This window comes from uncultured Thermosynechococcus sp. (genome assembly GCF_937958135.1).
Classification (GTDB): Bacteria; Cyanobacteriota; Cyanobacteriia; order Thermosynechococcales; family Thermosynechococcaceae; genus Thermosynechococcus.
The window spans coordinates 1-13,058 of record NZ_CALGOG010000035.1; the positions used below are offsets into that span (position 1 = coordinate 1).

General features: G+C 52.8%; 15 protein-coding genes and 1 pseudogene. 8 read left to right on the forward strand and 8 right to left on the reverse strand.

What is annotated here, in order from left to right; all coding sequences use genetic code 11:
* From Q0711_RS04815 to Q0711_RS04830, 4 genes are all read right to left on the reverse strand, one after another.
* On the reverse strand, positions 1-423 hold a 423-nt coding region (locus Q0711_RS04815), incomplete at its 3' end, for a DUF2854 domain-containing protein (protein ID WP_299041800.1).
* A gap of 13 nt (positions 424-436) precedes the next feature.
* Complete coding sequence (locus Q0711_RS04820) at positions 437-928, reverse strand: YajQ family cyclic di-GMP-binding protein (protein WP_298612732.1); 492 nt, start codon at positions 926-928, stop codon at positions 437-439.
* A gap of 2 nt (positions 929-930) precedes the next feature.
* On the reverse strand, positions 931-2,217 hold the full coding sequence (locus Q0711_RS04825; RefSeq protein WP_299041802.1) for an ABC transporter substrate-binding protein: 1,287 nt from the start codon (positions 2,215-2,217) through the stop codon (positions 931-933).
* A gap of 160 nt (positions 2,218-2,377) precedes the next feature.
* Complete coding sequence (locus Q0711_RS04830) at positions 2,378-2,716, reverse strand: hypothetical protein (RefSeq protein WP_299041805.1); 339 nt, start codon at positions 2,714-2,716, stop codon at positions 2,378-2,380.
* Between the two features lie 301 nt (positions 2,717-3,017).
* On the opposite strand from Q0711_RS04830, the gene petB reads away from it, so the two are divergent.
* Entirely contained in the window at positions 3,018-3,665 is a 648-nt protein-coding gene (petB, locus tag Q0711_RS04835) for a cytochrome b6 (protein ID WP_298612724.1), read from the forward strand.
* A gap of 105 nt (positions 3,666-3,770) precedes the next feature.
* Positions 3,771-4,256: a cytochrome b6-f complex subunit IV gene (gene petD, locus Q0711_RS04840; RefSeq protein ID WP_298612721.1), complete on the forward strand. Its 486-nt coding sequence runs from the start codon at positions 3,771-3,773 to the stop codon at positions 4,254-4,256.
* Between the two features lie 56 nt (positions 4,257-4,312).
* Here the strand turns inward: petD and Q0711_RS04845 are convergent, their stop codons facing one another.
* Positions 4,313-4,843 (reverse strand): NYN domain-containing protein, encoded by a 531-nt coding sequence (locus Q0711_RS04845; protein ID WP_298612717.1) that lies wholly within the window; start codon positions 4,841-4,843, stop codon positions 4,313-4,315.
* A gap of 368 nt (positions 4,844-5,211) precedes the next feature.
* Positions 5,212-5,685: a hypothetical protein gene (locus Q0711_RS04850; protein ID WP_298612715.1), complete on the reverse strand. Its 474-nt coding sequence runs from the start codon at positions 5,683-5,685 to the stop codon at positions 5,212-5,214.
* A 185-nt stretch (positions 5,686-5,870) separates the two neighbouring features.
* On the opposite strand from Q0711_RS04850, the gene Q0711_RS04855 reads away from it, so the two are divergent.
* From Q0711_RS04855 to Q0711_RS11665, 6 genes and pseudogenes are all read left to right on the forward strand, one after another.
* Complete coding sequence (locus Q0711_RS04855) at positions 5,871-7,322, forward strand: RecQ family ATP-dependent DNA helicase (protein ID WP_298612713.1); 1,452 nt, start codon at positions 5,871-5,873, stop codon at positions 7,320-7,322.
* Positions 7,323-7,439: 117 nt separating this feature from the next.
* Positions 7,440-8,138 (forward strand): FxLYD domain-containing protein, encoded by a 699-nt coding sequence (locus tag Q0711_RS04860; RefSeq protein WP_298612709.1) that lies wholly within the window; start codon positions 7,440-7,442, stop codon positions 8,136-8,138.
* 34 nt (positions 8,139-8,172) lie between these two features.
* Positions 8,173-8,958 carry an HAD family hydrolase gene (locus Q0711_RS04865; protein WP_298612707.1) on the forward strand — a complete coding sequence of 262 codons (786 nt, stop codon included), beginning with the start codon at positions 8,173-8,175 and terminating at the stop codon, positions 8,956-8,958.
* A 62-nt stretch (positions 8,959-9,020) separates the two neighbouring features.
* A complete protein-coding gene (locus tag Q0711_RS04870) occupies positions 9,021-9,302 on the forward strand; it encodes a hypothetical protein (protein ID WP_298612704.1) in 282 nt (93 codons plus the stop codon).
* Positions 9,303-9,450: 148 nt separating this feature from the next.
* Positions 9,451-10,017: a DUF2808 domain-containing protein gene (locus Q0711_RS04875; RefSeq protein ID WP_298612702.1), complete on the forward strand. Its 567-nt coding sequence runs from the start codon at positions 9,451-9,453 to the stop codon at positions 10,015-10,017.
* Between the two features lie 167 nt (positions 10,018-10,184).
* Positions 10,185-10,346: pseudogene (locus Q0711_RS11665) on the forward strand (1-acyl-sn-glycerol-3-phosphate acyltransferase); the annotation flags it as partial.
* Positions 10,347-10,476: 130 nt separating this feature from the next.
* On the opposite strand, the gene Q0711_RS04885 reads toward Q0711_RS11665, so the two are convergent.
* Together Q0711_RS04885 and hslO are read right to left on the reverse strand one after the other, a co-directional pair.
* Complete coding sequence (locus tag Q0711_RS04885) at positions 10,477-11,850, reverse strand: 1-acyl-sn-glycerol-3-phosphate acyltransferase (RefSeq protein WP_298612697.1); 1,374 nt, start codon at positions 11,848-11,850, stop codon at positions 10,477-10,479.
* 25 nt (positions 11,851-11,875) lie between these two features.
* Positions 11,876-12,775, reverse strand: coding sequence for an Hsp33 family molecular chaperone HslO (hslO, locus tag Q0711_RS04890; RefSeq protein ID WP_298612695.1), 900 nt, complete (start codon positions 12,773-12,775; stop codon positions 11,876-11,878).
* Positions 12,776-13,058 lie beyond the last annotated feature (283 nt).

The window sequence follows — 13,058 nt, forward strand, 5'->3', positions numbered from 1 at the left end:
GGGAACTGCTGGGGAGTCAAACTCTAAAACTAGTGTATAAGCACCGTCTGTTAGGGTCTCGGCGATCGCCACCAACACAGGACGCTCGGCATCCGAGGGACTCAAGCCTAAACTGGCCAAGGTGCTATCCAGATGGGCTTCTTGACCGTAACGATAGCGGCTGACATCCTTGCGGATTTGAGTTTGAATGGGTGTGGCTTGGGCACGGCCAGCGATCGCCTCCGCCGTGGGCGGTTCACGATAGGGTACCGGTTTAAGTTCTGCCGCCTTTAAGGCCAATCCGCCCAGCAGTAGGGGCACGCCGTAGAAAAATCCGGCCAGATTCAACGTGGCATTTCCTGTGGCATAGGCCACCGCCCCCACCACGGTCAGCAGTGAACCGACCATTAGCCCCAACGTCCCTAGCGATACAGACCCTAACATGACCCTGCAATTCCTAGCGGTAATTTGTAAATTGTAACGGCACAGGGTAATCCTCCGTTTTCAGGCGTTGGATCACAGCTTGCAGATCATCCTTGGACTTGGCACTGACGCGCACCACATCCCCTTGGATCGCGGCCTGTACCTTCTTAAATTCACTGCGGATGAGTTTGCTAATTTCCTTGGCCAATTCTGGATTGATGCCGCGCCGCAATTTAATGAACTGCTTGACCCGTTGACCGCCCGCTGCCTCCACAGGGCCATAGTCAAAAATTTTCAGAGACAACTGCCGCTTCGCCGCCTTTTGTTGCAGAATGGTATGCACTGAGTTAAGGGTAAATTCACTCTCAGTGTGAATCGTCAGTCCTTCCTTGGTCAATTCAAGGGTGGTGTGGGTATCCTTGAGGTCATAGCGGGCTTTAATCTCTCGCTCCGTTTGATCCACAGCATTGACCAGCTCCTGCCAGTCGAAATCACTCACAATATCAAAAGAAAACGTGCTTGCCATGCTTAGGGTGTTTGGGGATTCACTTGACCAACGATCTTTAATTTACCGTCATCGGTAACCTGCCAAATATCATAGATCCCAACAACATCGCCATTTTCATCTATATCCACGTTACCACTGGCTCCTTGGTAGTTGATTTCTTTCCCTTCTCGCAGGAGGGCTAGGGCTGTACACACATCATCCACCTCTTCGCCAGGCGGATTGGCCACATCGCGCACTTTGCTGCGAATCCCTTCCCCCGTATTCTGCCCTGCGGCCTGGGCAGCCAGAACCAATAGAGCAGCGGCATCCCAAGTCTGAGCGCCAAAGGCAGGGAGATCACCGCCTTTTTGGGTGCGCCACAGTTCCTGTAGGCGGCTTAGGGCTTTGCCATCGGCACCGGGGACTGTTCCCTTAGCGCCAGCAATAATGTATTTGCCATCGGCGGTACGCCCCACCTGCTCCGGAAAACTTTCGGACTTCACACCATCGGTGAGGAGAATGGCCACGTTCTGGGTCAGACCTTGCTCAAAGGCGGACTTCAGTAGGAGACTTCCTGTTTCGGGGTACACAATGGCCACCACGGCATCGGGTTTACCCCCAAAGGCAGCTGCGGCTTCGGTTGTAAAGGTCGTTGCCCGCTCATCATAACGGGTAGGGCGATCCTCATTAATGACTGTCCCGCCCAAGGCTTTGAAGGCACGGGTAAATTCCTGCTCAAAGCTACGGCCATAGTCGTTGTTGATCACCACCGTGGCCACCCGCTGATACCCCTCTTTTTTGGCCAGTTGGGCAAGGGCTTGGGCTTGGTAATTGTCAGGGGGAGCGGTGCGTGCCCAATAGCCGTTAAAGTCCCCTTTCTTGGCGCGTTCTGTCAGGAGGGTACTGGTGCTACCGGGGGAAATGAGCATGACGCGACCCCGCGTGGCAATATCTGCGGCGGCATTGGAGACACTGCTGCCAAAGGAGCCAACAACGCCCGCGACGCGGTCAATCTCCACCAACTTGGTCATGGCTTCAGCGCCGGCAGCAGGATTGGATTGATCATCGGCCGCAATGAGCGTGACAGGTTTGCCGTTGACACCGCCACAGGCATTTACCGTTTCCACCAGCAGGGGCACCACTTCAGCAATGGGGGTTCCCACCGAGGCCAAATCACCCGTTGAGGGCAATAGGGAGCCAATGCGCAGTCCTTCAGCGGTTGGGGCAGTGGTGGTAGTGTCCGCCTCGCAGGCACCAACAGTAAAGAGAAGGAGTAACCCTGCAAAAATCTTTACGGCTGCCCATCCACTCGACGACTGTTGACCCATAGGAATTTACCCTCAACCCTCACAATTTGCCAGAATGCTACTGCAACTGGGGACATCTTGCAATCCGCGGAGACGATGCCTAAGCCCAAAAAAAGGAGCCAGATGCGGCACTCCGCCATCAACAGCCCCTTTGTATCCAATGCTCTGTGGATTAATTTTCCTAGGTAGAGGGACGAACTTGCCGCGCCATATCCAAGAATGCAGCCATATTGGCACCTGGCCGACGACGGGCAAAACGGGTGTAGGGAACACTGGGGGCGACAGGGGTAGGTGTGGGTTCTGCCGGAGCTGTAAGGATGGGCGTGGGTGCTGCGGCAACGGGCTGAGCGGGTTGAGGAGCGGGTTCCGCCGCTTTAGTAGGGGTTGCCGGTGTAGCAGGGGCAGCTTTGCCTTCGTCTAATTCAATGTAGAATTCGCCCTTTTTGCCCAAACCAAAGAGTTTCGCGATCGCCCCGAATAGGCCGAAAATAGCACCAAAGAGTTTCTTCAGCAGATTCATCTCAAAGCCTCCCAAGCGGTCTTGTGAGTAAGGGAATGTGAGGATACAGCCCCAAGTGGCAATTCTGAAGCTGTTGAGACTTTATTATCGAACGGTGGGGGGCACCAATCAACCTGAGAACGGCTGTGCAGCCCTTGTCTATAAGTATGGGATCTATCAAGGGGAGATCAACCTCTGCGTTTTCCCGTTTTCAGGGCGTGCCTCCATGGGAAAAGGACTCTAACTCAATGTGGAAAGTCTGAGGGCGCTTGTGTTACATTTTTCAAAGAAAGCAGCGGTTTCGCAGGACTAATCATTACCTATGAGCAAAGTTTACGACTGGTTTGAGGAACGCCTGGAAATTCAGGCGATCGCCGATGACATTACCAGCAAATATGTACCACCCCATGTAAACATTTTTTACTGTCTAGGTGGTATCACTCTCACCTGTTTTTTAATCCAATTTGCCACGGGCTTTGCCATGACGTTTTACTACAAACCCACCGTGGCTGAAGCCTTTGCCTCTGTGCAGTACATCATGAATGAAGTCAGCTTTGGCTGGTTGATCCGCTCTATTCACAAGTGGTCCGCCAGCATGATGGTGTTGATGATGATTCTGCACGTCTTTCGCGTCTATCTCACCGGTGGCTTCAAGAAACCCCGCGAACTCACTTGGGTAACGGGTGTGGTTTTGGCGGTGATTACCGTCAGTTTTGGTGTCACGGGCTACTCCCTGCCTTGGGATCAAGTGGGCTATTGGGCGGTCAAAATTGTTTCCGGTATCCCTGCGGCGATTCCCGTGGTGGGCGATCAACTGGTGGAACTAATACGTGGGGGTGAAAGTGTTGGTCAAGCAACCCTCACTCGCTTCTATAGCTTGCACACCTTTGTGCTGCCCTGGTCAATCGCCGTCTTTATGCTGATGCACTTCCTGATGATTCGCAAACAGGGCATTTCGGGTCCCCTGTAAGCTTAGCATCAAGAAATGTAACAGAGCCTGCTATTTTCGGCGGTTCCACTTGTTATGCTCCAGATAATCTCCCCCTTGCTGAACCTCTAGGAGAACGATTGATTTATGGCAAAAGTTTTGAAAAAGCCTGATTTAACGAATCCGGCGCTGCGGGCAAAACTGAAGAAAGGCATGGGTCACAACTACTACGGCGAACCTGCTTGGCCCAATGACCTGCTCTATATCTTCCCGGTGGTAATTATGGGCACGATCGCCCTTGTGGTTGGTCTGGCGGTGATGGATCCTGCCATGGTCGGTGAACCGGCGGATCCCTTTGCCACCCCCTTGGAAATTTTGCCGGAGTGGTACCTCTATCCCACCTTCCAGATTTTCCGGGTAGTGCCCAACAAGCTGCTGGGCGTCCTCATAAATGCCTCGATTCCCTTGGGCTTGATGCTAATTCCTTTCATTGAAAGCGTCAACAAGTTTCAAAATCCCTTTCGCCGTCCGGTAGCCATGACGGTCTTCCTCTTTGGCACATTGGTGACGCTGTGGCTGGGTATTGGTGCTACCCTTCCTTTGGATAAGTCCCTAACCCTAGGTCTGTTCTAGGAATTTTAGACAACACTTCAGTTACTTGCGCATCTGGCGATCGCTGGATGCGCTTTTTAGTTGGCGTTTTGCAGGTCAATTTTTTCAATAAAGGGGCGAATCTCATTGAGATCAATGTAGCGATCGGTGGCATTGCGCAGTTCACGGGCAATCATTCCTTCGGTGGAAACAACCGTGATGTGGGTATTTTTGGAGCGCAAGAGTTCAATCGCCCGCTCAAAATCACCATCGCCACTAAAAAGAACGACGCGATCGTACTGGCCGACCGTGTTAAACATATCAATCACGATTTCAATATCTAAATTAGCCTTTTGATAATACTTGCCGAGGGTTTCATCGTAATATTCTTTCAACAGTTTTGTGCGCACGGTATAACCAAGGTTGATCAAGGCATCGCGAAACGAGCGTTGATCTTGGGTATCTTTGATACCGGTATACCAAAAAGCATTGACCAATACGATGTTGGGATCGCGGGTGAAGAATTCAAGAACACGACGGGGATCGAAAAACCAGCCGTTTTTTTGCTGGGCATAGAACATGTTATTCCCATCGATGAAAATTGAGAGTCGTTCTTGATGGGGAAGCATAATAGGGAGAACCTATAGATGACTTGTGTAATGGGACAACAATGAATAGCGGTTGGAGTTGTCTGCAGGTTGTATAGATTCTATAGAGTAAAGTTTATAGCCATTCAGGGTAGTAAAGAAGAAACTACTGCATAGAAAGAGGTCAAAGGTAATAGGCACAGCGATCGCAAATAATAAGTGAAATAAAGCTGGCCTAATAGTTCAATGGGAACACTTTTAAGAAAAGAAAAATTTGTTAACGCATTATTTAACACTGCAATCTATTTTAATAGAACTCCATAGCAGGTGCCATAGTTTTTCGGCGATCGGCCGTTCAAGTCCTAAAAAAGGGGGCGCTGCCCCCCATTGCTAACTTTATCCCACAAATTTCAATACAGGGCACGTACTGGTGGAGGCGGCACGACTGCAGGGGGGGGTGGGGGGGTAAACAAGGGCTGCTGCGGGGGGGGTAGTGGTGACTCTACCATCAAATTGCAAGGAAAGGGCGTGCCATACATCGAGGTGCAGAAGGGACTATCGAGATCGCGGGTGCGGATAGGGGGTTGACTACTTTGCTGATACCAGGCATCGGTGGAGAGATAGTTGATTCGCCGCGCCCGATGAATGATGTCATTATCGCGATAGGTGGGCGCACCGAACACAAAAGAAGCATCGCCAGCGATCGACTCATCCTGCCAGTACCCTTGACTGCCATCAACGCGTTCAAAAGCTTGGGGCAAGGTAGGCTGAGTTATAGGCAATTGTTGGGGATCAATGGGTTGGCGGCGGCTTTGGGCAGTTGCCGGAGCGACCATCGCTGCCAGCATTGCCACGCATACCAGCGGCACAAGTTTCATGCCCATAGGTTTATCTCCATAAGCGTTTTACACTTCGGCAACAGTGACAGGTCTAAAAGCCCCTAGGCATCATAGAGTGTCTTGCTTAAAATTATTCTAAATTGACTCTTCTAGCTATCCCTAGGAGACTGTGCCGCTTTTTGGGCAACAGTTGGATTGCTCGAAAATTGGTTCCCAGCTTGAGCCGGTGAATGTCCGATACCCATTTGGCGGCCATACGGGCTGCGATGCGCCAATACTGGGGCTATTCTGAGTTGCGATCGCCCCAAGCCGAGGTGATGACAGCACTCTTACAACGGCGGGATGCCTTAATCGTCCTCCCCACCGGAGCGGGCAAAAGTCTCTGCTTTCAGTTGCCAGCACTCCTTCAAGGGGGATTGACGCTGGTGATCTCGCCGCTGCTTGCGCTCATGGAAAATCAAGTGGGGGAATTGCGGCAACGGGGTCTTGCTGCCGCAGCCTACCATAGTGAACTGCCCAGCAGTCAACGACGTCAGATTCTCTCACATCTTAGGGACTACCGTTTGCTCTATCTCTCCCCAGAGTCGCTATTTTCTAACCCCCTTTGGCAACACCTCTGTTCATCCCAGGTGTGGCTCAATGGCTTGATTGTGGATGAAGCCCATTGCCTTGTCCAGTGGGGCGATCGCTTTCGGCCGGTCTATCGGCGCTTAGGAACAGTGCGACCTGCTCTGCGTCAATGCAAACCGCACCACCCACGGCTGGCGATCGCTGCTTTTACGGCCACTGCCGATTCCAATGCCCAACGCATCCTCATTGAGGTTTTAGGTCTAGAGCAGCCTGTGCAGATCATTCACAGCCCCTATCGTGCCAATCTCCATTTAACTGTACGTTCTGTGTGGAGTCGGGGGTATCGCCGCCATTGCCTCCAGCAATTTCTCAAGCAGCAGGGGAAAACCTCTGGATTGATCTATGCCCGCACCCGCCGCGACTGTGAGACCCTAGCCACTTGGCTACAGGAGCAGGGATACCGCACCACCCCTTACCATGGCGGACTGCCAGCAGCACAGCGACGCCAAATTGAGACGGATTGGCTGCAGGACAAACTCCCCTTTGTGGTCTGTACCAATGCCTTTGGTATGGGGGTCAATAAACCCAATGTGCGTTGGATCTGCCACTATCAACCGCCCCTGCAACTCAGTGAATATCTCCAAGAGGTAGGACGCGCTGGGCGAGATGGTCAGCCGGCTCAAGCCCTAGCTCTGGTGAGCGATCGCTGGGGTTTGGATCGCGAAGATCAACAGCGTTGGCAGTTTTTTCAGCGCCACAGTCAAGACACTTACAATCGCGCCATGGCACTTCAGGCGTCTCTGCCCCTCAGGGGCAATCTTCAACAACTGCGGCAACAGTGGCCTGAGGTGGAATTAACATTGGCACTCCTGCATCAACAGGGTGCCCTGCGCTGGCAGGATCCCTTTCACTATTGCCGTCAACCCCTAACACAGGTGCCACCCCTGCCCAAAGCGACGCAGGAACAATTAATGCAAGAGTTTCTCTACTACCGCGGCTGCCGCTGGCGGTTTCTCCTCCAAGCCTTTGGTTTTGCCCCTGAGGCAGCCGAATGGCGTTGTGGTCATTGCGATCGCTGTGAGCAGCTCACCAAGGCCGGTAAACCACGGTGAATTCACAAATTTGCTTCATAGAACTTTGTGTACACTGGCACATAGGGCGGTACCGCTACCGCTTCCCAAAGGCTTCGCAGAAGGCGATTCTATTGCTACACACTAGGGGTTGCGGACATGGGGCTACTACAAGTTGAGCAAATTCGCGAAACACTTCAGGATGTGCTTTCAGAACACGCCGTTGTTGTCCAAGTAAATCAGTTTCGCAACCAATTAAACATTGTTTTGAACAAACCCCCCGGCACTGTTGCCCATTATTCTGCCTTAGTGAATCTTCTCAAGTCGCGCTTGGGACAGTTTCACCTAGATGACATTGCCCGCATTAAAATTATTGGCCGCATTCAAGGTTCGCCTAAACCTGATTGGGAAGAGGTCATCGATCTGCGCCTGCCTAACCCAGCTCTAGCTACCCCTGTATATGCTTCCTCAGCTCCTTGGGTGGTGGCGATCGCCGCCGGAGTTGTGAGTTTACTGGTGATCTTTAGCTACCATCTCGGTCGGTGGCAGCAACAACAACGGATGCAGCAGTTGATTGGTGGTAGCCTTACGCAACAGGGCGTAACCATGGCGGACTTCAAGTGGCATATTGAGGGGGGAGCACCGTTTATTGTGGGTGTTCTCAAAAACTACAGTGAAGAGCAGTTTCGCATGGTTCAGGCAGATTTTGAACTCTTGGATAAGGGGGGGCAGCAGGTCGGAGCCGTCTCGGTACAGGTCTATGGCCTTGGCCCTGAGGAAACATGGCATTTCCGTGAACCAGTCACCAATGATCAAGCAGTGCGAGCACGACTGGTAAAATTACAGTCATTCCATTAATTTTTCCCCGTAGAGGGATGGATGATGGCTCCCCATGGCTGATCTGAAAGCCCTGATTTTTGATGTGGATGGTACCCTGGCCGATACCGAGCGGGATGGCCATCGCGTTGCCTTCAATAAAGCCTTTGCGGCGGCGGGTCTGGATTGGGAGTGGGATGTTCCCCTCTATGGCCAACTGCTGGCGGTGGCAGGGGGCAAGGAGCGGATCAAGTATTATCTGGATCGTTTTCGCCCCGATTGGCCCCGTCCGCAAAATTTGGATGCCCTGATTGCCGATTTGCACAAGGCCAAAACCCGCTACTATACGGAGTTATTGGCGGAAGGAGCCATTCCTCTGCGACCGGGGGTAAAACGATTGCTGACCGAAGCCCGTGAAGTAGGATTCCGTTTGGCGATCGCTACCACCACCACCCCCGCCAATGTTACCGCCCTCCTTGAAAATGCCCTTGCTCCTGATGGTGTGAGTTGGTTTGAGATGATTGCCGCCGGGGATGTTGTGCCCGCAAAGAAACCTGCGCCTGATATTTACTTCTACACCCTTGAGAAAATGCGCCTCTCACCGCAGGAGTGCCTTGCCTTTGAGGATTCGGCCAATGGGATTCAGGCAGCCACTGCGAGTGGTCTAGCAACCATTATCACGATCACCGACTACACCAAGGATCATGACTTTCGCGATGCAGCACTTGTCTTGGATTGCCTAGGGGAACCCGACTACCCCTTTCAAGTGATCCGCGGTGAGGTGGGCTGGACAACCTATGTGGATGTGCCCCTGTTGCGATCGCTCCATCGGCAGTGGACTAGCGCGTTGAGGCAGCGATAATTTTCTAGTCAGAGCATTTTACAGTGAATATTACTCCCCGTGTTTGAGGAGAAAGGAGCACAATGTACACAATTGATTTGATCCTCCGTCATGTTCCCATGCCCGTCAGCATTGAGCGCAAGGAAAGTGCGGCAGCAACGGCAGTCTATCAACAAATTCAGCAGGCCATAGCCACCGGTACCCCGACTGTCCTCGAACTGACGTGCGATCGCCAGGTGGGCAAGAAGTTAACTGTGCTTACCTCAGAAATTGTGGCGGTGCAAATGACCGATAAGGATGCCCTCTCCAATGTGACCAGTCGTGGTGGGTTCTTTGCTCAACTTGTGCAGCAGCCCAGAAACTAGGGAAAGAGCCTCGTAAAGTTTAACTTTTCTTTGCAATGGTGTATTTTTGCCGTTAGGATACTAAGCAGACTAATCCGTAGGGGAACGTTGAGCGACTCCTCCCCGTCTGAAGGTTAGGTAGCTGTGGTGTGTCGTAATAGGGTTATCTATGGTGAAACGTTTCCTGCCGGCCCTTATGGTCTTGGGGTGTAGCCTTGGTCTTGTGACCCCAGCCCTTGTGCGTGCCCAATCAAATCAAGGGTTTACGTTTACATGGGGAGAAGGCCCCAGTGGACGGCAGCAGTTGCAATACCACTTGGATTATGGGACGCCCGGTTTCATGGGCGATCGCTATTGGCTGCGCCTTGGTCAGCAAAAAGTAGCTATTAACCGCATTAACATCACCTACCCTGACTACTACAACGGCATTATTGATCCCAAGGGAATTGAGGTCAGAGTGGGGGGCAGTCAAGGGAATAGCTTTTTCCAATTTCGGCGCGAGCTAGGCAGAAAAATTAACCTAGCGGAGGTAACGGTGGATCGGGATAACCGCGTCATTGACATCGTGCCAGCAGAAGTGATTCCCGCTGGGGAACCTGTTCAAATCATTCTCAACAATGTACGCAACCCCAACCATGGCGGCATGTTCTACTTCAATGCACGCATTGGCTCGCCTGGGGATATTCCCTTGATGCGCTATGTGGGCACTTGGATTCTCAGTATTGCCAATAATTAACTGAAGCTTAATTTGCTAATTTGTAAACCGGTTTGACATCCCTGGCCAGATTGGGGTCTCGCCCTAGTCTTGTGCTCATGTGTCACAGCCGGCTCACCCTTCACGCCTGAGGCGACATGCTGCCAAATCCCCATTGCCCCACATTTCCCCTCTCTTCACCCCATTTGATGTACCGTTTGCTGGGGGATATTCTCCTACAGCGGTATTTTCGTCACCTTGAGGTGCAAGTGCCTAAAGGAGGTCCGGTAATCTGAGCACCCACCCATCGTGCCCGTTGGGATGCCCTCATTATTCCCTGCGTCACCGGGCGGCGGGGAAGCGGGCGCGATTGATACTGTGATGTGACCTGCCCGAAACATGCTGCCCAACAACCGATGAGTAATCTTTTCGGGGCACTGCAGCGGCTTCAAGAGGGGCGATCGCGCCTGGGTTTGACTTAGACCTTCGCTTTGAATCCGTCTAAGAATCTGTGGGGACAATCAGGGCTTCAAATTGTTGGCGAATCTGATCGGTGACTTCCTTTACAGCTTGTCGTGCCCCTTGGCGATCGCGACGATACAAAGACCAATAGTTCTGCAAATTGAGGGGTTCTCCGACGCTGACGCGCACTTGCCGCTGTCCCACCAGGCGGTTCACGTTGGGACTTTTTCCTTCCAGCCAATCGAAGGTGCGCCAGAGGATTAGCACAATGTCCGCGAAGCGGTTGATTGTCAGTTTTTCCCGCACATAGCTCCCGGTAACCGAGGTAAAACGCTCTGCAAGACGCATATGGCGTAATCGCACATTGGCTTCCTGTGCCAACCAATTGGCTAAACAGCGTTCTACGGAGGACAGTTGTGCCAAGTCAGCGCGGAACATGCGTTCCCAAGCGGCCTGCTCAATCCGCCGACAGCGGCTGGCAAAGTCTTCACTGGGTTTAAGACCAAAATAGGACTCTGCTACCGCAAGGGCACTGTTGAGAAGTCGCTGAATTCGTGCCGCTAATTCTGCATTGGCAGAATCAAGGGGTGGCAGTTCGGGAAACGCTTGGCGATAGGAGGTGGCATAAAAGGTCTCTAAGCGATCTAAAAGGTACGTCGCCAAATTCAGGAGGCGACCGTAGAGATCCTCGGGCTGGGCACTGTGAGAACTTGCAGGGCAGCCAAGGCGGTTCTCCAGTTGTGCCATCAGCATTGCCATGCGTTCCCACGAAGGCTGAATGAGGGTGTATTGAATGCCAATCGGCAGAATGACCACGGGGAGCGATCGCCCGGCCTTGGTCAAGTCTTCCAGACACCAAAACCCCAGTTGCGCCACGCCCGGCTCCAAGGGAGCCACTAGTTCGTTGTGTTCATTCGTTGCCCCCTCCGGAGCTGCTGCTAGGGGAAATTGTCCCTCCAGCAGTAATTCTCGTGCCGATCGCAGGGCTTGGCTGTCGAGCTTACCCCGCATGATTGAAATGCCCCCTAGCCGTGAAAAGAGCCAGCCAATCTGTTGCCCTGCCCAGAGGGGAATCCCGCGATCGTAGAGAAAATAACCATTTGTGGGGGGGCGCAGCCGAAGACCCAACCGGCGGGCTGTTTGCGGCAGGAGATGCCACATCAAGTAGCCCATCACCAAAGGATCATCTGTACAGGGATGCCGAAAGGCAATGAGGAGTCGTACCTTTCCCTGCTGAAACTGCTCATAATAGTGGGCAAGGGTTTCCACATTCACCCCTTCCACCCGCTTGAGACCTAAGCCATAGCGGATATAAAAGGGCAGGAGTCGCGCCACTGTCCACCAAACAGGATAGCTAAATCGTTGAGGTAGAAAATGCAAAGGGGGTTGGGCAGTCGCAACCACACCGGACATGACGCAAACTCCTCAGATACAACGGCTAGACTGAGGCAGTGGCCAACTCCGCAATCAACTGCTCCAACATCGGCCGATCCGCCCAATAGACGGCATTACAGAACTGACAGGTGGCTTCTGCCTTCGCCTCTGTGGCTAGGATATCCCTTAATTCTGCCTCCCCTAGGAGCTTGAGTGCCGCTAGCATCCGTTCGTGGGAACAGCCACAGTGGAACCGCACCATTTGCCGCTGGGGAAGGATTTGCAGATCCATATCCCCCAGCAGTTCCTGAAAAATATCCGGCAGGGTTTGCCCTGCTTGGAGCAGCGGTGTAAAGCCCTTGAGATTGGCCACCCGTTCTTCCAGGGTCGCGATGAGGTGTTCATCCTTGGCAGCTTTAGGCAGCACCTGCAACATCAGCCCCCCGGCGGCAGTCACTCCAGCCTCTTCAACAAAAACGCCCAACATCAGGGCTGAGGGGGTTTGCTCTGAGGTGGCAAGGTAGTAGGTGACATCTTCTGCAATTTCTCCGGAGACCAGTTCCACGGTGCTGGAGTAGGGATAGCCATAGCCCAGATCATGGATGACGTAGAGATAACCTTGGTGGCCAACCGCCGCCCCCACATCTAGTTTGCCCTTAGCATTGGGGGGAAGTTCAACCCTGGGATACTGCACATAGCCGCGAACCGTGCCATCGGCGCCGGCATCAGCGAAAATCGTTCCTAGGGGGCCATTGCCTTGAATGCGCACATTCACCCGTGCTTGGGGCTGTTTGAAACTAGAGGCGAGAATTAAGCCAGCGGCCATGGTGCGTCCTAAAGCAGCCGTGGCAACGTAGGAGAGTTGGTGGCGTTTGCGGGCTTCATCAGTCAGTTGAGTGGTGATCACCCCCACGGCACGGATACCTTCAGCCGCAGCCGTTGCTCGCAAAAGAAAATCTGCCATGATTAACCTAAAGAAACGTTTCTTTACACTTAGTCTAAATCCTTCCTTTCGTTTTACTCCAAGGGCGGTGGATTGCAGACAAAGCAGAGAAGCCCCCTAGCATTAACGTCAGAAAATTGGCGATGATAAGCAAACAACCGTGATCCAGCGTCTAGTGATTTCTCCTATGGCTATGCCCCTAACTGTTTTGTCAGCGGCAACTGTTTTGGCAGAGGCAACAGACTTATCTCAGGGAGGCTTGATTACAGAAATTCCGACGCTGGCGATCGCCCACCGCTTGGCA